21 protein-coding genes are annotated in these 22,823 nt (G+C 49.9%); 6 read left to right on the forward strand and 15 right to left on the reverse strand.

Annotated features, from left to right (window positions below; all coding sequences use genetic code 11):
* Positions 1 to 109 precede the first annotated feature (109 nt).
* The gene (locus tag H8L32_RS23165) at positions 110 to 1,699 is read left to right on the forward strand and encodes a Na+/H+ antiporter (protein WP_186949869.1); all 1,590 of its coding nucleotides are present in this window, start codon (positions 110 to 112) and stop codon (positions 1,697 to 1,699) included.
* Between the two features lie 27 nt (positions 1,700 to 1,726).
* On the opposite strand, the gene H8L32_RS23170 is transcribed toward H8L32_RS23165, so the two are convergent.
* The 5 genes from H8L32_RS23170 to H8L32_RS23190 all read right to left on the reverse strand — a co-directional run bounded on the left by H8L32_RS23170 (position 1,727) and on the right by H8L32_RS23190 (position 5,733).
* Positions 1,727 to 2,047, reverse strand: coding sequence for an addiction module antidote protein (locus tag H8L32_RS23170; RefSeq protein WP_186949871.1), 321 nt, complete (start codon positions 2,045 to 2,047; stop codon positions 1,727 to 1,729).
* A complete protein-coding gene (locus tag H8L32_RS23175) occupies positions 2,044 to 2,337 on the reverse strand; it encodes a type II toxin-antitoxin system RelE/ParE family toxin (RefSeq protein WP_186949873.1) in 294 nt (97 codons plus the stop codon). Before H8L32_RS23175 ends, H8L32_RS23170 begins: the two co-directional genes overlap by 4 nt.
* A 207-nt stretch (positions 2,338 to 2,544) precedes the next feature.
* Positions 2,545 to 3,561 carry a hypothetical protein gene (locus tag H8L32_RS23180; RefSeq protein WP_186949875.1) on the reverse strand — a complete coding sequence of 339 codons (1,017 nt, stop codon included), beginning with the start codon at positions 3,559 to 3,561 and terminating at the stop codon, positions 2,545 to 2,547.
* Complete coding sequence (locus H8L32_RS23185; protein ID WP_186949877.1) at positions 3,558 to 4,577, reverse strand: hypothetical protein; 1,020 nt, start codon at positions 4,575 to 4,577, stop codon at positions 3,558 to 3,560. Before H8L32_RS23185 ends, H8L32_RS23180 begins: the two co-directional genes overlap by 4 nt.
* A 226-nt stretch (positions 4,578 to 4,803) precedes the next feature.
* Positions 4,804 to 5,733 (reverse strand): LysR family transcriptional regulator, encoded by a 930-nt coding sequence (locus H8L32_RS23190; protein ID WP_186949879.1) that lies wholly within the window; start codon positions 5,731 to 5,733, stop codon positions 4,804 to 4,806.
* Between the two features lie 134 nt (positions 5,734 to 5,867).
* Here H8L32_RS23190 and H8L32_RS23195 point away from each other — a divergent pair, with 134 nt between their 5' ends.
* Both H8L32_RS23195 and H8L32_RS23200 read left to right on the forward strand, forming a co-directional pair.
* A complete protein-coding gene (locus H8L32_RS23195; protein ID WP_186949881.1) occupies positions 5,868 to 6,842 on the forward strand; it encodes an MBL fold metallo-hydrolase in 975 nt (324 codons plus the stop codon).
* 95 nt (positions 6,843 to 6,937) lie between these two features.
* Positions 6,938 to 7,633, forward strand: a complete 696-nt coding sequence (locus tag H8L32_RS23200) for a glutathione S-transferase family protein (RefSeq protein WP_186949883.1) — start codon at positions 6,938 to 6,940, stop codon at positions 7,631 to 7,633.
* Between the two features lie 135 nt (positions 7,634 to 7,768).
* Here H8L32_RS23200 and H8L32_RS23205 read toward each other — a convergent pair whose 3' ends face one another.
* Positions 7,769 to 9,295: a family 43 glycosylhydrolase gene (locus tag H8L32_RS23205; protein ID WP_186949885.1), complete on the reverse strand. Its 1,527-nt coding sequence runs from the start codon at positions 9,293 to 9,295 to the stop codon at positions 7,769 to 7,771.
* Positions 9,296 to 9,904: 609 nt separating this feature from the next.
* Here H8L32_RS23205 and H8L32_RS23210 point away from each other — a divergent pair.
* Positions 9,905 to 11,011, forward strand: a complete 1,107-nt coding sequence (locus H8L32_RS23210; RefSeq protein ID WP_230412384.1) for an eCIS core domain-containing protein — start codon at positions 9,905 to 9,907, stop codon at positions 11,009 to 11,011.
* Positions 11,012 to 11,277: 266 nt separating this feature from the next.
* Here H8L32_RS23210 and H8L32_RS23215 read toward each other — a convergent pair whose 3' ends face one another.
* Positions 11,278 to 12,393 (reverse strand): hypothetical protein, encoded by a 1,116-nt coding sequence (locus H8L32_RS23215; protein ID WP_186949887.1) that lies wholly within the window; start codon positions 12,391 to 12,393, stop codon positions 11,278 to 11,280.
* Between the two features lie 558 nt (positions 12,394 to 12,951).
* Here H8L32_RS23215 and sodC point away from each other — a divergent pair.
* Positions 12,952 to 13,464, forward strand: coding sequence for a superoxide dismutase family protein (sodC, locus tag H8L32_RS23220; protein ID WP_186949888.1), 513 nt, complete (start codon positions 12,952 to 12,954; stop codon positions 13,462 to 13,464).
* 229 nt (positions 13,465 to 13,693) lie between these two features.
* On the opposite strand, the gene H8L32_RS23225 is transcribed toward sodC, so the two are convergent.
* Positions 13,694 to 14,992 (reverse strand): GNAT family N-acetyltransferase, encoded by a 1,299-nt coding sequence (locus H8L32_RS23225; protein ID WP_186949890.1) that lies wholly within the window; start codon positions 14,990 to 14,992, stop codon positions 13,694 to 13,696.
* Positions 14,993 to 15,379: 387 nt separating this feature from the next.
* On the opposite strand from H8L32_RS23225, the gene H8L32_RS23230 reads away from it, so the two are divergent.
* Entirely contained in the window at positions 15,380 to 16,345 is a 966-nt protein-coding gene (locus H8L32_RS23230) for a ribonuclease Z (protein ID WP_186949892.1), read from the forward strand.
* 98 nt (positions 16,346 to 16,443) lie between these two features.
* Here the strand turns inward: H8L32_RS23230 and H8L32_RS23235 are convergent, their stop codons facing one another.
* The 7 genes from H8L32_RS23235 to H8L32_RS23265 all read right to left on the reverse strand — a co-directional run bounded on the left by H8L32_RS23235 (position 16,444) and on the right by H8L32_RS23265 (position 22,720).
* Positions 16,444 to 16,701, reverse strand: a complete 258-nt coding sequence (locus H8L32_RS23235) for a hypothetical protein (protein WP_186949894.1) — start codon at positions 16,699 to 16,701, stop codon at positions 16,444 to 16,446.
* A 43-nt stretch (positions 16,702 to 16,744) separates the two neighbouring features.
* Entirely contained in the window at positions 16,745 to 17,290 is a 546-nt protein-coding gene (locus H8L32_RS23240; protein ID WP_186949896.1) for a CPBP family intramembrane glutamic endopeptidase, read from the reverse strand.
* A gap of 159 nt (positions 17,291 to 17,449) precedes the next feature.
* Positions 17,450 to 19,576 carry a peptidase domain-containing ABC transporter gene (locus H8L32_RS23245; protein WP_186949898.1) on the reverse strand — a complete coding sequence of 709 codons (2,127 nt, stop codon included), beginning with the start codon at positions 19,574 to 19,576 and terminating at the stop codon, positions 17,450 to 17,452.
* A 44-nt stretch (positions 19,577 to 19,620) separates the two neighbouring features.
* Positions 19,621 to 20,583 carry a TraB/GumN family protein gene (locus H8L32_RS23250; RefSeq protein WP_186949900.1) on the reverse strand — a complete coding sequence of 321 codons (963 nt, stop codon included), beginning with the start codon at positions 20,581 to 20,583 and terminating at the stop codon, positions 19,621 to 19,623.
* 60 nt (positions 20,584 to 20,643) lie between these two features.
* Positions 20,644 to 21,021 carry a hypothetical protein gene (locus H8L32_RS23255; RefSeq protein ID WP_186949902.1) on the reverse strand — a complete coding sequence of 126 codons (378 nt, stop codon included), beginning with the start codon at positions 21,019 to 21,021 and terminating at the stop codon, positions 20,644 to 20,646.
* A gap of 470 nt (positions 21,022 to 21,491) precedes the next feature.
* Entirely contained in the window at positions 21,492 to 22,274 is a 783-nt protein-coding gene (locus H8L32_RS23260; protein WP_186949903.1) for a hypothetical protein, read from the reverse strand.
* A 134-nt stretch (positions 22,275 to 22,408) separates the two neighbouring features.
* Complete coding sequence (locus tag H8L32_RS23265; RefSeq protein WP_186949906.1) at positions 22,409 to 22,720, reverse strand: hypothetical protein; 312 nt, start codon at positions 22,718 to 22,720, stop codon at positions 22,409 to 22,411.
* Between the last annotated feature and the right edge of the window lie 103 nt (positions 22,721 to 22,823).

A 22,823-nucleotide genomic window follows, 5' to 3' on the forward strand; every position in this document is an offset into this window, starting at 1 on the left:
TAACACTCAGGCACAAGGCATCGGCTGCACGTCTACCAAGCAGTCACCAGGAATTCACTGAACATTCACTAAGTATTCACTAAATATCCACCACCTTCAGATACCGCCCATGAGCAATGTCGCATCCTTCAAACTGATTCTGTTGTTGCTGATTGCCATCATCGGGCTGGAGTTGCTTGCTAAGCGGTTTCGCTTGCCACCGGCCGCAGCCTTGATTGTGGGTGGAGCGGCGCTGGCTTTTGTGCCGGGTTTGCCTGCCGTTGCGCTTGACCCTGAACTGGCGCTTGTCGTTTTTCTGCCGCCTTTGCTGATGAATGGTGCTTACTATATTGCGTGGGATGATTTCAAACACCACTTCAGGGGCATCATGCTGCTGGCGATAGGGGCGGTGACGTTCACGACGCTGTTGGTAGGTTATTGCACGCATTTGCTCCTTCCCGGCCTGCCGTGGGGCTGTTGCTTCGCTTTGGGGGCGATTGTTTCTCCACCGGATGCCATCGCTGCCAAAGCCGTGCTGGAACGTGTGAAGCTGCCCGGCAAGGTCATGGTCTTGCTGGAAGGCGAGAGCATGCTGAACGATGCATCAGGGCTGGTGCTGTACCGGTTTGCTGTCGCCGCTGCGCTTACGGGGGCATTCAGTGCGGTGGATGCAGTCGCCAATTTTTCCCTGCTGTGCATAGGCGGTGTCGTTGTGGGCCTGGTCATTGGTTATGCAGCCATCAAGCTGATCAAGGCATTGTCGGAACCTTTTCTGGTCATCATCACGTCGGTGTTGCCAGCATGGATCTGCTACATCGCTGCTGAAGAACTGGACGTGTCGGGCGTGATGGCAACCGTCACCTACGGCATGATGCTGGGCTGGCATCAGCACGACGTAGTATCGGCCACAGTGCGTACACAGGGCGTGGCGTTTTGGCGGGTGCTGACCTTTATGCTTGAATCGCTGGTGTTCGTCTTCATTGGCCTGTCATTGCGCGGTGTGCTGGACCGTATTGGCGGCATAGAGCGGGCGTTTTCTGAATTTGCACCGGCTGTGACCTTGGTCGTAGGTGTGGTGCTGATATCGCGTTTTATCTGGATATTTGCAACGGACAGTGTCAGCGCACTGATCGCAACATTCTTAAAAAAAGGCGGCTTTCAGCTTGACTGGCGTGCTGCAATCATCAAAAGCTGGGCCGGTATGCGCGGCGTTGTCACGCTGGCAGCTGCACTGGCACTGCCAACATCGCTACCAGGTCGGGACTTCATTCTGGTCACCTCGTTTGTCGTCATACTGGTCACGGTATTGATTCAAGGTACCAGCATAGGGTGGCTTATCGCGCTTTTGAATATGAAAAAAGACGCACAAGGCGAACATGTTTATCTGACTGAACCACAATGCTGGGCCCTGCTGGAAGCCGCCCAGTTTTCAGCGGTAGAGGCGCGCGCCTATGATAGCGACGGCAAACTGCTGCACCCGCGCCTGCTGGAACAATATGGGTACCGCGCCCGCATTTCGGACCTGCACAGAAACGCCCCCGAATTGCCGGTAGACGCCCGCACCGCACATTACGACATCATATTGGCTGCCATCGCCGCCGGCAGGGAAGCCTTGCTGAAACTGCATAGAAGCAGGCAACTCAATGACGAGATGCTGCATATGCTGGAACGTGATCTTGACTTGCAGGAAATTGCGGCGATACATAGCCGTGGGGATTGATAGCGCTAAGGATCAATCATTGATTTTTTATGTTGCAGCAGAAGTCGAAGCAGAAGATTTCCTTGTCGTCGCATGCAATTCCAGTCCCAGTGATTTCATGACCTTTAAAATCGTGGCAAAGGAAGGGTTGCCGTCAACTGATAAAGCCTTGTACAGGCTTTCACGAGAAAGCCCGGTATCGCTCGCGATTTGAGACATGCCGCGTGCGCGTGCGATATCACCCAATGCTTTTGCAATAAACGCGACATCGCCATCGGCCTCTTCTATACAGGCATCCAGATACAGTGCCTGATCTTCTTCTGTTTTGAGATAGTCGGTTACATCCCAAGTGCTTGTTTGTGGTTTCATGATTTTAATTCCATTGAAAGTTGCAAGGCGGTCTGAATGTCTTTGCTTTGCGATGACTTGTCACCCCCAGCCAGTAAAATCACAATTTCAGTTCCCTTTTGCACGTAATACACCCGGTAACCAGGCCCATGATCTATACGTAGTTCAGATACGCCCTGACCAACCGGCTTGACATCACCCGGATTGCCCATGGCCAGGCGGCTGATGCGTGCATTGATACGTGCTTTGGCCATGCCATCACGCAAAGCTACAAACCATGCTTCGTAGATACTTGTTTTTTGGATTTCCATTGAGTTTATTGTAGTCTATGGGATACGTTTGTCAAATGCATTCTAAGTTTTACCTAAATCCCTCAACATCCTGTCCCAATACACCGGATCTCCAAACACGCTGCGCAGGTGGGTGATGACGAGCCGGGCTTTGGCGGCATGTGAGCACCCAGGATGCCGGTAGATACAATCGATGGCAAGCCAAAATCAGCTGGCTGCCCAGCACAATTACTCGCTTTGTGCTGGCCCTTTCTTGCGCAGCCCATCGACGTAGATACCCAAACCAAGCAGACTGCCACCCACCAGCAACAAATGGATAAACCACAGTGAAGGACTTTTACTGACCAGGAACTGGAAGTAGAAGGTATATAAATTGATCATTAAAAAAGTGTAGGCGTAGCCACGCAGCAGTTGCAGATTGAAATGCATGCTTGCCCACACCGAGCCGCCTGCCACCGCTGCCCACAGGATCGAAAACGCCAGGCGCTCGCCCTCGGTATCGTTCCAGCGCACATCCTGATTCTCGTAATAACCAAACACACTGAGAAACCATAGCGACAGATTGATCAGCAACAAACCATAGTGAAAATATACCCGCGCAAACGGTGCCAGGCGGCCGCGTAAAAATTCCACATGCACCCAGGCCAGGCAAAGTACCCCAGCCCCAATGGCCAGAAAACGGGCTGGATAAGTCATACCCAGGTAATAGGCGCCCCAGCCAGAGATATAGCCTGTTTCTGCCCCGCAAAAGAAAAAGAACAGCGCCAGCGAATACGATAACAACAGGCGATTGGCCAGCGCGTATGCCAGTGCCAGCAGCAGGGCCGCATCGACACCCACCAGGGCAGGCCAGTTTTTGCTGCCGCTGGAGTGATGCAGGGCCAGCACGATACTCAGACCCTGCAAGGCCATACCGCTTGCCAGTTCCAGCGCTTCGGCCAGGATGGGCATGTTGCGATGGGTCTTCAACCAGTGCGCCAAAGCCAGGCCACCTAAAAAAGAGCCCGCCAGGGTGGCTTCACCCACCAGCCACCAGTTCATATGTTCGCGCAGCAAAATGAGTATGCCCGCCACGCAGGTCAGCACGCCCAATACCGTGAACGAGCGTACCAGCGCCAACATATTCCATGCCTCGGTCGGATAGCGTAGCTTGATTCGCCCTGCCTGGTGTACCTCAATGATCTTGAGTGCGACCAGATCATCCAGTTCATTGTGGACGCCACGGTTGATGCTGCGCTGGTTCATGCTGCACCTCCGTTGGTGTTTTGAACACTGCTGCCAGCCTGGTTCAGACTACGTGAAATGACTTCCATCAACGCACCAGTGACTAGCAGTAGCAGCCCGCCAGCGGCGAGATAACTACCCAAATCAAGCTGGTTCCAGAATTGTTCATGGAAACGGGTAAACAGATTGATGCCGAAAAAAGTGATGCCAAAACCACGTAACAAACCACTGTGCAGACGGGCACCTGCCACTATCTGCACAACGGTAGCGATGCTGAGCGCAAAGACCCAGAAGACAGTCTCTTCCTGATAGTGATGCCAGACAGATAAAATCAGCAGCGACATGTTCAGGTACACCAGCCCTACTGATTGCCAGGCCTGATAAAACCGTCCTGTGGCGGGGTAGGCCATGCGTTCATGCCCATAGCCTATGGCGACGGCGATGAGGGCGACTACACTCATCATCTTCGGGTCCTGGATTGACAGCGCATAACTGGAACGACCAAACATGGCCGACCACGAGCCTACCCAGTGAAACAGCGCGAGCAATGCCAGAACTAGCAAATAGGTATTGTGTCGCTGGTAAGCAAGGTAAAAAGCCAGCGGGATGGTCAGCAATCCGGTGAATATCAGCACCACGTTGCGGTCCAGGTGCAGCACTTCACTCAAAAATCCCCCCACTGCACTGGCCCACAAGGCTATGCCAAGGGTGACGATAAATTTCGACGAAGTTGCATAGCGTTGCTGCACATCGTCAGCCAGCCGTAAACCGCCCCAGGTTAACGCTATGCTGATAGCAGCACCAACCAGCGCCGCGAACGCTACCGATTGCGACAAGGCACTGATCATGCCCATCAATCCAAGAAAAGCACAAAAGCCGCCAAAAATGCCGCAATACTTCACTACGCCGATCAGGCCAAATTTGCTTACTTCATAGCGCTGGGACAAGAGTTCGTAGGCAGATTTTTCAATCAAACCATCGGCATGCCAGAGCGCGAGGTCTTGCTGTAATTGTTGTTTGACTTGTTTGCTGGTCATAAAAAGTTTTTGGCCTTTTAACTTCAAATATTGGCGAACAGATGCTGAAATCTAAGATGAGCATAATGAGCATAAAACGCGCTTGTCTTGGTTGCGACAATGCTGCTTTCACGATTAACGATTAACGATTAACGAAAAAGTTCTACCGGGAAAATTCGTTTTCGGTAGCGAATATACATCTGTTCGTATTCATTCCAGCCAATTTAAGCAGCTTTGCTTACATGTTTTACACTTCAATCCCCAATACCCTATCCCAATACACCGGATCCCCAAACACGCTGCGCAGGTGGGCGATGAAGAGCTGGGCTTTGGCGGCGTGAGAGCGACCAGGCATACGAACGGCGTGGATGCCGGGGCGGATTTTGGTGGGGATGCTGCTGGTACCGGGGAAGAGTGAAATCAGTTGCCCTGATTCGATATGCTCAAACACCATCCAGCTGGCGAGGTGGATGATGCCTGTGCCTGCCAGGGCGGCCTGTAGCAGGGTTTCGGTATCGCTGCAACGCAGGCTGCCACGGACCGGCAGTGCCATTTCCTTATTGACGCCGGGGTAGATCCACCAGCCTGCTGGTGGTGGCGACGCTGCCCCGGTCAGGCAGTTGTGCTGGAGCAGGTCTTGTGGTGCGGCAGGGTAGCCGTGGTGGGCCAGATAGGCGGGGCTGGCGCAGGTCAGCCTATGCAGTGGCGCCAGGGTAGTGGCGACCAGATCGCTATCCGGCAAGATGCCCATGCGTATGGCAATGTCTACCCTTTGGGTGGACAGGTCAACGATCTGGTCGCTGATATGCAGGTCGACTTCCATCAGCGGGTAGCGGTTTAAAAAGCTGGCGACAGCCGGTCCTACATGGCGGCGGCCAAAGGCTGCGGGGGCTGTGATGGTCAGCAGACCGCGTGGGTCGGCATTGAGTGCGGACATGGCTTGGCGGGCGTCGTCCAGTTCGGCAGCGATGGTTTTTGCCCTGGGCAAAAATTGTTCGCCAGAATCGGTCAGCAGCAAGCGCCTTGAACTGCGGTGGAATAATTTCATACCGAGTTCTGCCTCCAGCGCATCGATCTTTCTGGAGATGGATGACACTGCTACATCGCGCTTTTTGGCAACGCCAGACAGGCTTCCTGCCGCATGGACTTCCAAAAAAATCTGTATCGCATCGAACATGGGGCACCTGAACTTTTATTTGCGTAAAACGCAAAGATGGTTTGCATTGTTGATTATTGTACCGATTTTCGCAAAGAAATAGAATCTGCTTCATTATTAACCCATGGCGATTAACGCCTGAAGGAAGAATCATGATGAAGCACACATTACTGAACTTTGCCCGCGCCGCCTTATTTCTGTCTGTTGCCGGTGCCATAGGCTTTGGCAGCACCACACCGGCATTGGCTGCCGCACCGATGGTGAAGACATCGGCACCCGCATATCACCGTTTGATGCTGGGTACGTTTGAAGTAACGGCCCTCAGCGATGGCACGATCAAGCTGCCTGTCGATCAAATCTTGATGGAACCGGCAGCAACAACCAGGGCAGTGCTGTCGAAATCATTTTTGCAGGCACCGCTGGAAACCTCGGTCAATGCCTACCTCATCAACACGGGCAGCAAACTGATCCTGATTGATGCCGGTACTGGCAGCCTGTTCGGTCCCAGCCTGGGCAAGCTGATTGCCAATCTGAAGGCATCTGGCTATGAGCCTGCACAAATCGATGATATCTACCTGACCCATTTGCACCCTGATCATGTGGGTGGCCTGGTGCTCAACAATGAAATGATATTTGCCAATGCCAACATCCATGTGGACCAGGCCGAGGCCGATTACTGGCTGAGTCAAAAGAATCTGGAACAGGCCCCTGCTGACGCCAAGGGATTTTTCCAGGGGGCGATGGCATCGGTGAACCCCTACAAGGCAGTCAACAAGTTGCAGACTTTTGCTAAAGATGGTGAATTGCTGCCGGGCCTGACAGCGTATTCCACCCGTGGGCATACTGAAGGTCACACGTCTTACCTGGTCGAAAGCCAGGGCCAGAAGTTGTTGCTGGCTGGCGATTTGATCCACGTCGCAGCCGTGCAACTGGGCAAGCCGGAAGTGACAGTGACCTTTGACAGCCACGCCAAAGAAGCGGCTGCCACGCGCCAGAAAATATTCGCACAGGCAGCAAAAGACGGCACGCTGATTGGCGCATCGCACATACAGTTTCCCGGGCTGGGGCATTTGAACAAAACGGGTACGTCGTATCAGTGGATACCTGTCAATTATACGCAGATGCCTTGATGTCTTGATGTTTGGCTCTTGATGTCTGAAATGGATGATGGGCGCATGTAAACGGCTCATCATCCCCTGATGCAAATTTTTGAAGAGGTTTATTTATGATCAAATTTTATTATCACCCATCGCCCAATCCGGCCAAGATTGCGCTGTTTCTGGAAGAGTCTGGCCTGCCATATGAACTGGTGCCTGTTGATACCCAAAAAGGCGAACAGCATGGCGCGGATTTTCTGGCGATTAACCCTAACGGAAAAACGCCGGCCATCTTTGATGACGAAGTGGGTGCAGTGGTGTTTGACAGTAATGCCATCCTGCTTTATCTGGCTGAAAAATCCGGCCAGTTTTTACCTGGGGCCGACCAGACCAGCCGTGCCGACACGCTGTCATGGTTGATGTTTATTGCTACTGGCATAGGGCCGTTTTCCGGGCAGGCGGTGCACTTCAGGCATTTTGCGCCTGAACCCAAAACCTATCCCTTGAATCGTTATGACTTTGAAGCCTGGCGGCACTGGCGCATTCTGGATGCACGTCTGGCACAGCGTCAGTATCTGGTTGGTGATACCTACAGCATCGTCGATATGGCGTTCTGGGGATGGGCGCGTGCCATACCCTTCATCCTTGGTGATGATGCCTGGAACCAGTTGCCCAACGTGAAACGTTTGTTCGACGATATCAATGCGCGGCCTGCTGCACAGCGTGCAGACAATTTAAAGACTGCACATGCCTTCAAGACTGCTATTGATGCAGAAACCCTGGCGGCGATGTATCCGCAAAATGCCCGTCTGGTTGCCGCTTGATACGATGTGGTGACGGTGTACCTGCCTGAGATGCATCGCTGAATGCTGCGCTCAGGTCCGGGCTTTAAATACTATAAGAAGAAACTGCCCACCCGCAATGATTCAATGTGGGTGGGCAGTTTCAGTTTTTAGCCTTTAGTTTTTGATCAAAGTAAAATCATCTACCCTTACCCAGTTGTTGGCATTGGCCACCGAATACACACCCACTTGTGCCGTGCCGTTGCTGACGACGATATTGGGAATCGAAATCTGCGTCCAGTTGGCAATGCTGGTGTTGATGGAATAGTCTATTTCAGCACTGCCAAAATTCTTGACATATATCCTCGCAATACTCTGGCCGCCGCTGCTTCTTACCCAGGCTTTCAGGGTATAGGTGCCATTCGGCAGCGTGACATTCTGGTACATGCTGGCGCTATAGGCGGCTGTATAACTTTGCGTCATTGCCCAGCGGCCACTGTGGCCACCAGCCACGTTGCTGTTGGGGTCTACGCCAGACAGATTGCTCCAGTTTGACCAGCCAGCCAGGACGTTTTGCCCTACACGGTCTGCTTCAAAACTGGGGTTGAGGATGTAGTTGTTGCCACTGCCAACAGACCAGCTACCTGTTGCTGCATCCAGATTAAACTGGCTCAGTGAGTTGAATTTGGGCGTGCTGCCGCTAAACGAAAGCGGCGTCCATTGGTTATAGCCTATGCCATTGCCAGCAAAATCACTCCAGCGGTCACCGGCAAACAAAATCGTCGTACCGGCACTGCCATGCACGGGAATAAAAAAGCCTGTCTGCGTCACATGTGAAAAATCGGCGTCCGTACCTGCCACGACAAATTCGGCAGAATAGGGGCCGGTAATATTATTGGCCGTGATGCAGTAGGTGTGCGAGGCATTCCATCCATGCAGATCAGATGAACAGAAATAATAGGTGCCATTGTATTTAAACATGGCATTACCTTCGCGACCGCCAGACCCGCTGTTGTAGATATTGGTGGCCGCTTCGATATTCAATGAATCGGACGTGCGGATAGGGGCGACATATAAATGCGAGCGGCCATTCGAATTGCTGAAGACCAGATACGCCTTTCCATCATCGTCGATAAACACCGTCTGGTCACCGGTTGACGGCGTCACCACATTGGTAATCTGCGCCTGCATGTGGTCATACACAAAAGGGCCAGTGGGCGAGCTGCTGGTCGCGAACAACACGCCAGCCCCCATGGCAGTGCTGGAATATTGCGTGATCAGCACATACTTGTGCGTCGTGCTGTTGTACACCACACCCAGGCGGCCCAGCCAGGTGGCTGATTCAAACACTTGCCCCGCCGGTGCCACTGAAATGGCATTGGCTTCAAATTTCCAGTGCGCCAGATCAGTGGATGAATAGACGGTCACCGCATTGAAGCTGGTGTCTGAATTTTTGGATGCCGGGTTGGCCGCATAAGTCTCCGCACCATTATATTTGACGCCATACCAGTAATACGTACTGCCCACCTTCAATATACCCCCGCCCTGGGAATAGATATTGTTGCCTGCAGTGTCTTTCCAAAATACGTCATTTTGTATCACCTGGCTGGCTGCGTAAGAGGGCATGGCAGCCAAGGCACAGGCAAACATCAATAGCAATCTGGCCCACCTGCAAAACAGTCCCCATGTCGATTTTGTGTTCATTTTTGTCTCCGCTATTCTGATTTTTAGTTTGCGTTTTAAAACGCCTATGTGGATGCACAAGAGAGACTTGTTCATCCGACAATCAGCATCCTTGCTAATTTTTGAATTGACCAATGCCTTTTTTCGCTTTTGCTAGATGGATTTGGCATATGAATCAAGGTGTTGTTCATGAATTCATGGTGACCCGCTTTCTACCTGCAAATTCTTGTTTGCATTCCCCAGCTTGTGTAATAATCTTTGCGGTATGATGTTTATTTAATATTTCCAGGAGGTAACTCGGGTTTGCTGTGTTACCCGTATTGATCAAAGGTGGATGGGCAGGATTTAAAAGCACAACTTGACATACATAAACGCGTAACGACCATGAAGACGCAAGCCCCGGTACCGTCCGAGCAAACACAGCAAACGCAGGCGCTGAAGACTGCGCCAGTCGGTCAATTGGCTGCGGATGTGGCTACAGCCTTTGTTGACCACAGGCCAGAAGCGGTGCTACAGGGGCGTTTTCAGGAAATGGCAGACCAGAGCCCGCAGTCGCAGCGGCTCAGCAGCTTGCAGGCAGCCATGGACAACAGCCCGCAAGCCCGGCAAATGCAGGCCACGGCACAACGCATGCAACACCACGCACTGCAGCGGCAGCAAGTACAGCCGCCAGTACAGCGGCAAGCTGGCCATGCCGCAGACGGGCATGCATCCGCATCAAATAACACCGGTATGCCGGACAATCTAAAAGCCGGTGTAGAAAACCTGTCCGGCATGGCGATGGATGATGTCAAGGTGCATTACAACTCGGCACAGCCGGCAGCCATGCAGGCGCATGCATTTGCGCAAGGTACGGACATCCATATCGCACCCGGGCAAGAGCAGCATTTGCCGCACGAAGCCTGGCATGTCGTCCAGCAAAAGCAGGGCCGGGTCAGGCCAACTTTCCAGATGAAATCAGGCTCCAGCATCAATGATGACGTGGGGCTGGAATCAGAGGCCGATGTCATGGGGGCGAGGGCGCTGGGTGCGGGCACGGCGGTTGTGAAGAGTGAGGTCGGACAGGACGGTGGGGTGGCACAGGCGATGATGACATCTGCGCGGCCGGTGTTTCAGTTGGCGAGACGTACAGGCATATTGGGAAAAAACAAGACAGCTATTGTTTTCAACAGTGCTTCCGGCGCGGCTGATAGACCAATCAGTGAGGCGGCATGGGAAGGTGCGGCGAAGGCTGATTGTAATGATGGCGATAATATCGACTATGAGTGGGAGGAAAAGGGGGGTATTTCTAAAATTTATGGCAAATTTGTAGAGGTAATAGACGAGAAAAAAGCATCTTCAGCAATCAAAGCCACATCCTTAACCCTGGACAGTGACGCAAAAAAGCACATTTGGGATCGCCATGTACCACGAGGTATTTTTGCTGCAAAAGAAATTAAGACTGCATATGTTGGTCATAATGTCGCAATATTTGAAGATATGGGTATTTTGGCATTCAATAAATTTATGGTTGCCGAATGCGCTGCAGCCGCAGACTACACATGGGTCAATGAGGGCAAGAGCAAGATGCGGGGGACCCATGGCAATATCGAAATGATATGTACTGACATGGATGGGAAAAAATTTGCAATTAATACCTGCTATCCAAATAACAAAAAAGTGTCTAAAACAGTTCTGCAAGCGGCACTTGCAAAGCCTAGATTTGCCGACTTTCTGACTGCATTGGGTAAATATTAGAAATGACGAAAGATTAGACACACTTGCTTCTGACATCAACTTAAAAGCAGACTCAGGCTAAAAGATACAAGCGATCAAAACAATTTTTGATTTTTCAATGCAAAAATCAAGTGCTGTCAGTTTTACGTTTGTGGTCAGGGTAGCGTCAATTCCTTCACCTGCTAGTAATAGATGTTCTGAACAAAAACAACGTGCCTTACCATGTCACTAGCAGTAATACAATAATCCCACCACAATTACCACAACACCACCCAAGCACCCACGCATCAACCCCGCAACGCATCCTTAAGGCGTTGCAGCATCGCCGTATCCTGCCAGGCCAGCAGCATGGTGTGGACAGCCAGCGCGTGTGGGTTGGCTTCCACCTGGCGGCCACAGGCACACAAGGCCAGGGCCAGGTGCGTGCGGATTTCTGTAACGTTGACCTGCATCAGCGGCATGCTGGCATAGGCTGCGGTGATTTCATAGGCTTCGCTTAACTGAGTGATGGCCAGTTCTGGCCGTCCGGTGTTGAGACTGATGACGCCCTGGCAACTGAAGAAAAACAGACGTTCCAGCTGCGACAGATTAGCATTGTCGATGTCTGCCAGCAGCAATTCTGCCGCTTTGAAATTATTCAGGCGACGAGCCAGGGTTGTGGCCAGGTCGATGGTGGGGGCGACACCGGGGTTCAGCTTGCGTGAGGTATGCTGGACCAGGGCAACCTGCTGGAAATCGCGCGCAGCAAAATACAAGGACGACAATTTGGATTCATAAAACCCTGGTTTTAGCGAGGCGTCGTGCTTTAACACTGCAGCCCGTTTTAAACCGTCGGCCAGGCGGCCCTGACCGGCTTCGGCAGTAGCCAGGCGGAAAATGATTTCATGTTCGGGTATCGCTATCTTGAACCAGGATTTCCAGCGTGCTAGCGCACGCATGATACGTTCAGCCTCTGTCCAGCGGTGCCAGGCGGAAGCCTCCAGCGTACGGTTGTACAAAATCATGGGTACTTTGGACCAGATAAAGCCCAATATATGCAATGCCAGCAAAGCGGCAGGGATGAGGGCCGCCGTGCTGGTAAATCCATACATGGCTGCGCCAATCGCCCACCATACCAGCAACGGCCCCCACCAACTGACATTACGGGCAAACAGCATGGCCAACTGCATTAGCAAGCGCGGCTGGCGCTGTAATTGCTGTACTTCTGCTGCGGTCAGTTCCAGCCGGTTTCTTGAATTGTCGTCATTCAGGTTGATGGCGGTGGCCGCATTGCTGATCATGTTGATGTCGGTGTAACCGGCTTTTTGCAATGTCGCCAGGGCTTCTTCATAGGTGGCAGCAACCACCCGGTCGGTGACTTGCGTCTGGCTGTCGTTTTTGGCGGTAAAGTTGAAGGCAAACACGGTCTGTCTCGGTTGGTCAGTCAATCGGCCTGGTTGGGGTCACGTTGCTGCTGTACTTGAATTATTTATGTAGATTACTTTAATAGGGTTAACGCAAAATTGTTCCAGAATGTAGGTACGATTAGCGCAGCGTAATCGTACGCATGTTGTATCCGATAATAACGAAAGTGCTTCAAATTGATTTGTCTTTTGCCCGATCGGAAGAATTTCACAATCTTGTGTTTTCTTCAGATTGTAAGCAGGTTGACGCTCATAAACTTTGACGGACATGCGTACCATTACGCTGCGCTAATCGTACCTACGTTGGTTTGATGAGCAGCGCAGCTGGTTTGCGTAAGTTTTATTTAAGTAGATTACCTTAAACAGATTATGGGATCAGCGCCGGGCATTTGTCTACCAGTCAGCGTCTGATTTGTTGAAACTGGCACACTTTCCTGAAGGCATTTCAAATTGCCAAGATGCAGATTGTCACCTATAGTCAGGGCATTGCGCGGCAGCCACACGCTGCCAGCGCTGAATATGAACCCGCAACTTGTAGCGTATTTTGGAGAATTGAGTATGAAATCCCGTCTGTTTTTTTGCATCGCCGCTGCTTTCCCTTTGCTGGCAATGGCTGATGTCACCATCCCCATGAACCAGGTCAGCGAAGCTGGCGTGGGCAGCAAGCTGGGGCAGGTTGTTGTTTCAGAAAGTAAATATGGTCTGGTATTTACCCCGGCCCTGACTGGACTGACACCTGGCCTGCATGGCTTCCATGTACATCAGAATGCAGACTGTAGCACCAAGGAAAAAGATGGCAAGATGGTGCCTGCCATCGCTGCCGGTGGCCACTATGATCCGGAAAACACCAACCGCCACGGTACACCATGGGGCGATGGTCATATGGGCGATTTGCCGCCGCTGTATGTCGATGCCAGTGGCAATGCCAACCAGCCTGTGCTGGCCCCGCGCCTGAAAATGGCTGATCTGAAAGGCCGGGCATTGATGATACATGTAGGCGGTGACAACCATTCCGACCATCCGGCAGTGCTGGGCGGTGGTGGGGCACGCGTGGTCTGCGGCGTTTCCTAAAACCTGCTTACGATCTTACTGCGCGAGCGCAATCGGAGTCTGCGCGGGGCTCATGTGCTGCTCAAAATGCTCATGTCAGAACTCATTTCATCAATAGGGGTGAATGAGTTCTAGAGTACATTCCGCTTTTTGCGCTGCGCTTAGTTACCCTTACCCCGCTGACGCTCGCTCGCTACAGATCGTAAACAGGTTTCTAAAATAAAAAATCGGGTAGCAGTTGGCCTTGGCCCTATGCTGCCTCTGCCCCGTCTTTGCCGCCTTTGGCCTTCTTGAAGGGATTGCGCTCCGGCGCATCTTCATGTTCTATACCCAGCAGCAGGCGCTTCATCAGCTTGTTCAAAACCGGCTTGCGGTGGCGCACGAAGATGCCGAAGGTTTGTGGTTTGGCACCCAGAGCTGCCTTGGGTTCCAGCGCGGTACGGCCATAGGATATCTGCCTGCATCCCAGCGCCAGTGCATCGGCAATACCTGCATGCAGCAGGCGCAGATAAATCGGCAGGTCGGCTGCCGCAGCGCGGTCAAAACCTATGTGGTAGGCAATGGCCGTATCACCATCCGCCACTGAAATCAAAAAGCCCAGCAAATTGCCATCGCGTTTGACGATGCTGCAACGGAAGCGATCACCCGCAACATTTTGCAGCGCCAGAAAATAGTCAGGCACCAGTTCAAACGGACGGAAACCGGCATTCACCTGCACCGCCTTGTACAGCGCAAAAATGTCGTCGATATGCGGAGCCAGGTCGGGCAGGTGTTCTATCGTGCAGCCTGCTTCATCCATAGGCTTAAAAATCGCATTGCGGATATTGGCGCGGTATTTGGATGCCAGGCTGGCCAGATAGTCGTCATAATTCTTCCATTCCGGTGCCAGCGTCAACATCATATTGGGTTCAGTTTCGATATACCGATAACTGAGGTTTTCCAGATGTGCAGCCTGCTTGATGTAAGGATCATGCAAATCCTTGATCATCACAAAATGCGTCTTGCCTGCCAGTTTTTCGGCCTGACGCACGCGGTACAGCACTTCTACCACGCCATGCCAGGCCAGCTTGCTATCCACATCCGGTGCAAAGGCAATGCCATGCTGCCCATAGATCAGCAAGTTACCGCAAGTCAGTACGCGCTGCCTGGCTGCCTGCGCCAACTGGTCTAGCGGCAAGGCCCATTTTTTATCTGTTTCTGCAGCTTTCTCAGGCTTTTCTGGCCGCGCCTGCGCCAGGCTGATATCGGCAATCTGCATATACACTGCCGCTACCAATTGACGGTCAGCACCCAGCCCACTAAAAATGAGGGCATAGCATGCCGACAGATTAGCTGGCAACACCTGTTCCAGCGTGCTGAGATACTCCAGCGACATGAAGAAGCCAGCCTGCGCCGTCACTTCTCGCCATGCTGCCGCATCCAGCAGGCTGATCGAATCCGCCAATGCATAATGCAGATCCGCCGGGCCACGCAGGCGTTTTCTTTCCTTGTTGCGTGCGATGAGTGAGCTGGTCAGGGATTGCAGTGCGGCAGGGATTTTCATAGGCATGGTGTGATTGGTGATTCTGAATGCCGCCTATTGTATATCCATTAGTACGTACGCAAAACCGCCCCAGCCGCGTTGCAGCTCCTCTCCTAGGAGCCGCGTACTAAAGTACTGTCTTCGTAGCTGACGGTGTAGTCGGGGTTTCAGACAATACATTGTCTGCCGATGTAACGAACCTCCCCTGCAAGGGAGGTTTCCTAAAAGCGATAGCCTTGCTGGGACAATTTTGCGTAAGTCCTATCGATAATAAATGCGGACATGATTTCTGCTTCGACGCTTTGTGCTAATGTGACGGATCACGCAGGCAGATTGTGCAGATTGTGTTATTTGAGCTGCACAAGCAGGAATCAAGCTGTCAGGCAATCAGGTTTTAAAGCATAAAAGGATTTTGTGGATATTTTATTTTTAGGCACCTCTGCCGGCGCGCCGACGCGGCAGCGGAATGTGACCGGGCTGGCTGTTCTGGCAGAGCAGGGCAGTGACTGGTATCTGGTGGATTGTGGCGAAGCCACGCAGCATCAGTTGCAGCGCACCCCTTTGTCGGTGCATGGCTTGCAGGCGATTTTTATTACCCATATCCATGGTGACCATTGCTATGGCTTGCCGGGTTTGCTGGCGGGTGCAGGTATGTCAGGCCGCAAGGCACCATTGCCGATTATTGCTCCGGCAGGTATTGCTGGCTGGCTCAAGGCGACGCAAGAACTGACAGAATTATTTTTACCGTTTGAACTGGAATTTATCGCCGTAGAAAATATGCAAGGCTGGACCGATGGCAAGCTGCATGTGCAGGCCACGAAGCTGTCTCACCGTGTACCTTCATTCGCCTATAGCTTTACCGAAGCACGGACTGAATCAGTGCTGGACATTGCGAAATTACGGGCCGAAGCGATACCGCAAGGCCCCTTGTGGGGGAGATTAAAAAACGGTGAAGATGTCGCACACGAAGGGCAAACCCTGCGCAGCAGCGATTACCTGACTTACCCGCATACAGCCCGCCGCATTGTGGTTGGTGGCGATAACGACACGCCTAGTCTGTTACACGAGGTATGTGCAACGGCCCAGGTGCTGGTGCATGAGGCGACCTACACGACCGACATCGCAGAAAAAGTTGGTGCACGGGTACAGCACAGTTCTGCCGCTGACGTGGCTACATTTGCGGCTGACATAGGTTTGCCCAACCTGGTGCTGACCCACTTCAGCCCGCGTTACCAGTATGACTCGGCACAATCACCGTCGATTGCCGACATCCGTACCGAGGCGCAAGCCCATTACCATGGACAGTTATTTCTGGCAGAAGATTTTGCCCGTTTCAGGCTGCATAAGAATGGAGAGTTGAGTCGGGTAGAGGTGCTTTGAGTCTGTGTGGCTGACAACGGGCCTTGTTACCGATAGGCCCGTTGTGGTATTTCGTCTTCTCTTGCCTGCGTCAGGCAAATTTTAATTCCGGTAAATTCTTAAATCTGGTCTTGAGGAGATGACGCCGGGATTATGTCTTTTTTGAATACCGGCAGTTTTCCCAATAGCCAGTATGCTCCAATGAACAAAGCGAAAACTGAAAAACCATGGGCTAATGCAATTTTCAAATTGAAATTTTCAGTAAACATCAAACCACTGCGGTCAATTCTGAGTTCACGGAAAACAAAATCGGTAATCAGCAATCCAATTAACATCGGAAAGAAAAATCGCAGAAAATCTTTGGCTGATTTTGACATCACTATTTCTTTCATAAAAAAGATGAGCACGACAGGCAATTATTCATTTACCAGACGTAAGCTTTTTAAACTTGATATACCAAAGCAGATAAATCAACGATGCGAACCACGGTGATGCAATAACAATTATATCCCCAATCAACAACATACCAAGCAGGCTGGGCGAAGTGGTCATTTTGGTGCTTACAGCAGGCAAGTGCCACATGTTCAAATAGATACTGTAACCGTCAGCCCATCCCAGACTCAAGTTGGACACTGTATGTATCCATATTAGTGGATACAGTTTTCGTTTTTCAAAATAGATGAACGATAAAAATATGCTTAATACGGTGGCATTGATCGCAGCCCCCATATCCCTGTTCAGGTGCACCAATCCAAAAAGTAATGCGCTCACAACAACCGCAACTGGGAAATTAAATTTTTTCCAAAGAAAATTAAGCAGAAAATATCTGAAAATAACTTCTTCCAGTGACGCCAGCAAGAGCGCAGAAAAAACAATAGTCCATCTGGTACTGACTGGCACCGGCAATGCAAAGGCAACATCTTCTCCAAAAAACAGTATCAGGATGCCAAGCAGAGTCGCTGTCACGACCAGTATCCCGGGGAAAACATGAAGCAGTCTGGGATATGAAATAGGCTTATCTTCTGCGTTCAAAATAGTTATCTCAAAAACCTGACAATTACCGTTTCGTAGCAGGTTGCTGTACACGAAAGTCAATTTCTTATCTCATTCGGAGCAGACCAATTTTTACGCAAGTTTCAACCCATTCACATCCTCCAACACTGCCTTGGTCACCGCTGCTCGCACTTCTATAACGGTACCATCTTGTATGGACACCACACGTTCCGCTGCATTAATCGTTTCTGGCCTGTGCGCCACCATGATACGGGTGAGTTTCAGTTGACTTAAAGCCTGATTGACCTTGTGTTCATTATTTACATCGAGGTGGCTGGTCGCTTCGTCCAGCGCCAGTACCTTGGGTTGTTTGTACAAGGCGCGGGCCAGCAAGACGCGCTGCTTTTGTCCGCCAGACAGGCTACTGCCCATATCCCCCACCAGCGTCTGAAAGCCCATGGGCATGGCGCTGATTTCCTGATGGATAGCGGCCTGCATGGCACTTTCTTCGACACGTTCCTGATTGATGTGGCTATCAAAGAAGCTGATGTTGTCCATGATGGAACCCGCTAGTAAAACATCATCCTGCATCACTGTTCCCACCAGTTGCCGGTAAGTTTTGACACCCAGTTGCGTGATGGGAATATTGTCAATGAGGACTTCGCCTTCAGTTGGTTTTAACAGACCAAGGATGATCTTGCACAAGGTTGTCTTGCCACAACCACTGGGGCCAACCAGCGCAATGCTTTGCTCTGCCGGGATAGTCAGGTTAATATCCTTCAATACCCAGGGTTCACCTTCCGCATAACGGAATTTGATGTTTTTGAGAGTAATCTCAGGATGAATGCGCGAGACATCCGTTTCCATTGCTGTTTCTGGTTCTGCCTCTTCCAGCACGATATCGGCCAGCCTTTCACTATGCAGACTCAACATGCGGTAACTGATAAAGACATCAATCAGGCTGGAAATACGGCCAGTAAACGTGCCTGCATAACTGGAAAAAGCCATAAGCATACCAACCGTCAGCGTGTTTTGCATGACCTGGCCAGCACCAATATAAAACAGAGCCAGACCCTGTATGCCAAAGATCAGCGTATTGCTGACCTTGAAGATGATAGACAGCTTTTGCGTCTTGATATCGCGGTTCTGCACATCCATCTTCAAATTCTGCCAGCGCGACAGGCGTTCAGTCTCACGGCCAAACAATTTTAATGGCGTGACGGCCCGCATGGTTTCCAGGAAATGACTGCTTTCTTTGGAGGACAGAACCAGTCTTTCTTTCGATGCTTCACGAAACGGCTGGTAGAAAGCCCAGCGCAAGCCAGCATACAAGACCACCGCACCTATGACCAGCGCGCTCAACTTCATGCTGTATACCAGCATCATGACAAAGGCCAGCAAGGCCATCAAGCCATCCAGTGCGCTTTCAACAAACATGCTGGTTAACGTACCCTGTATTGCCCCGATAGATCCAAAGCGCGATACTACGTCACCGAGATGGCGCTTTTCAAAATACACAACAGGTAGCCGCACCAGGTGCGCAAATACCCGTGCTGACCATTGCAGACTGATATCCATGCTCCAGCGCATCAAAAACCAGCTACGTGCCAGTCCTATGGCATTCTGGGTGACCATCAACAGTGCAAAACCAAACACCAGCACCACCAGTAATTCTTTATCGCCACTGACAATCACTTCATCGATGACAAACTGATTGAACAAAGGTGAGCAAATCGCGAAGATTTCCAACGCCAGTGCCAGGGCCAGCACTTTGACGATGGCCGGACGCAGACCGACGATGTGACCTGTTAAATCACGCAGGGCAACTTGCTTCTTCTCGTCTTTAGGTTTAAAAGCAGGGCTGGGTGCCAGTTCAAGGGCGACGCCGGTAAAATGTTTGGATGCTTCTTCGACTGAGACGCGACGTTCACCCACAGCAGGGTCAAGAAAAATCAGTGTCTGCTTGCCGTGCCAGTCCTTGCGTACCGCTTTCAGCACCACGAAGTGATTCAGGTTCCAGTGCAGGATGCAGGGTAAGGCCAGTTGATCCAGTTCATCCAGTTCCAGGCGCAAGGGGCGGCTGCTCAACTGCATGGCAGACGCATGACGCATAAGTTGCGCCAGAGTAGCTCCCTTCAGGCTGATGGAGAATTGACGACGTAAATCAGCGAGGTCAGTGTTATAGCCGAAGTGACTGGCAATCATGGCGAGGCAGGCCAGGCCGCATTCGCTGGATTCTGTTTGAAGGAAGAGTTTCATTAAGAAAATTTTTCAGTTGATAAATAATTCGACAATTTAAGGATTTATTTATTCTGCTGAAAAATATCTATCTGATAGCCTTTTTTGCGTAAGCCGTCTAATACTCCGTCATTTCCGACAAAATGTGAGCAACCAAGCACCACAAGATAAGTTTCAGTTTTCTGAAAATATTCCTCAATTTTTTGAGTCATGAAATTATTTCTTGCTGTAAAAATGGTTTTGCAATACGTAAGTGGATAATTCAGAATATTGCTACAAGCGTTAAATTCTAAGTCTGATAATTTTTTCAAATCACCTTCACGATATGCTTGTAACATTTGCTTGGCGTTCGTTCCTAGGCGAACACGTAATTCCTGAGATTGATTCAGTTTAACTACACCAGTTAACATCGATTTCACTTCATTTTCTGAAAGCATTTTCAGATAAGACATGGAGTTGTGTTTTACGCCTTCCAATTCCTCAATTCGCATTCCCTTTTTAGCTGCCAGATCTAACATATAGCGATCTATGCCGATCGCAGGGATAAACTCTAGTGGTGACGGGGTACTATTTTCTATCAGTATGGTTAGTAAATATGGATGCGATTTTTTAACTACGTCCAGTAGAGAATCTTTATATTTAAAAAACTGAGGATTAACCAACGACAATGCATATTCGAATTCTTGTTTTCCTACATAATCGGCAGCACCCTTGCCAAGAGGAAGTTTTAAAAGTTCCTCGACAATTGGAAAATTTTCTTGGCTTAGAAAGCTGCCTTTCGCTTCAACTACCAGTACATCTGATGACTTTAGAGCTTCTGGTAATTTTTTACTTAACGGGTAGTCGTCTTGGCTTAACATATGCGCGGAAGCTAAGAGGTACATTGTTTTTTCAGATTTTTTTACGCGATAAAGTGGCGTATTGTCGTTCGCTTGTGCATGGGCAAGAACAAAACAAAAGATTGTCAACGCTGCAAAAAACCTCGCCGTTATGTTCAGTAGCTTCATAATTTCTTTCAATTTTTTCAAGCGACATAATTATCAATCATGTCGCTTGAATCTACTTATTGCCTGATGATTTGATGGGTATTAAGGCGTACTTGCCTTAGTCATGGCGTCAGACACAGCTTTTTGATATGCTGAGTCTGATAAGCAACTACCATTAAAGTCATTTATTGGAATGTCTGGAACAGTTGTTGTGGTTGGTGTACTTGGAGCGCATACAACGTCTTTCAGAAGATCGCCGCCAACACTCACTACTGCTGCACACGCAAATTTCGTTAGCCCAGGAGCCGAACCGCATGCTGTAAGGACAACGTCTTTCGTACCGCTCATTGCCCTTTCGCAAGAAAGTCCAAATGCATCAAGGTCATTGCTGGCTAGCTTTTCAGTGTCAGCTAGATAAATATCACCCCATTCACCACCAGCAACATCATTCAACTGTGCTTCGTTTGTAATTACATACATTTTTTGTATCCTTCATATAGTTAAGGGAAGCCATACCTCACGGCATGGTTTTACTGCTCCGTTCTCGGTCTCGAATACCTTAAACGGTTTTTTCGAACTGAGTCCGTTGAGTTTTCCCGACAGACTCAGCACTCGAATCTGAAATTCTCTGCTTATTTTGCATTCAGGCATGTTGCGTTATCGCCGGCACTATTTCCAGCATATATTCCCAAGCGTTTCTACTGCCCCGTAACACATCTGCTTTCAGCGTCATGCCTGGCCGATGCATGACACATGAGTTGCGCCAGCGTCGCACCTTTGAGACTGATGGAGAATTGACGGCGCAGGTCAGCGGGGTCAGTGTGATAGCCAAAGTGACTGACAACCATACAAGGCCGCATTCGCTGAATTTGGTTTGGAGGAAGGGGGACATTGGTTTTTGTAAGCGGACGTAAAGAGATGGATGCTAATGATCACTTTCTATCGACGAATTATTCTATCAATGGAATCAATTTGTCCTGCTCATCGAGATCAAAACTGAGCAGTCCTTTTCGAAATACGATTGGAGTAAACTTGGAATTTTTCATGTAATCGAACTTGCCGTAATTGTCGTCCGCGAACACATTAGTGATTCCGTATTTTTTCATTACTGCTGTCGAAGCCGTCCACCTCCCCATGGAATAAAGTATGGGTTCTTGCCCCAAGCGCGTAATTTCTTCATCAACCTTCATGTCAGAAAAAAACTTCTGTTGGAGCTCCCGTATTTCTTTCAAGCGGACATATTTTTTTGCCATATCGATCAAAAATCTTCTCTCGACTTCTGAAAGTTCAACTTCTTTCTTTTCTGATTTTTCTTTTATATTTTCATACTCCGTTTGGAAATTTCGAAAATTCTTTTGCTCTACGCTTCCATGCCAAGAAATTAATGCCTCACTTTCAATGTATTTGTTTTTTCCTGCGATAAATAGATAATTTGCACAGGATGAAATACAAAATGTTCTGACTTGAACATCAAGATCCCTTTGCTTGATCCATCGTGCCAACGCTATTGCAGCGCCCACATCTCCACCAGGAGAAATGAGACCAATGCGATCTATTTTTTTGCCTTCCATCTTGGTGATGAATTTTGCAACTGACTCTGGGTTGATCACACCGACAAACCATTCCACGTTTGAAGTCTTTCCTATTTCCACTGATGCAGCAAAAACATTTGACTGTGTGAAAAAAGAAGCATAAAAAAAATGGAAGAATGCAATTTTTAAACTATGTTTCATTTCGTTTTCTTTATTGCCATGTTGGTCACAATTCGTCAAACCAGACAAGTATAAATTTAAAATCTTAATAGATACTTGTCTGGCTGCAACCGCTTTAAATATTCCTTAAAATGATCTCCATTTTAAGGTTCAGTTCAAGGATCAATTTCATCGTTCCAGTTACCTGTATGAATAGTGCCATCGTTGTAAATGATAATTTCCTGACCGTCAGGGAAAGTTGACCATGTGTTAAAATTATTCCCGCCCCGATCGCTATCTTGGAATACATGGTATGAACCATCTTGACAAGTCCAGGTTGCAACATCCCCTACCTGCGAATCAATGCAGCCATTGACATAGACTTGTGTCTGGGCTTGCTCATTAACCAAGTCTTTCAGACTATCGTCACTTGCGAGATCACCACCACCCACTTGATTCAGCAATGCTTCATTTGTAATTACGTACATTTTGTGTATCCTTACACTTGGTTAAAGGGAACCATACCTCATGGCATGGTTTTACTGCTCCGTTCTCGGTCTCGAATACCTTGAACGGTTTTTTCGAACTGAG

Source organism: Undibacterium hunanense (assembly GCF_014284335.1).
In the GTDB taxonomy this organism is placed as follows: domain Bacteria; phylum Pseudomonadota; class Gammaproteobacteria; order Burkholderiales; family Burkholderiaceae_D; genus Undibacterium; species Undibacterium hunanense.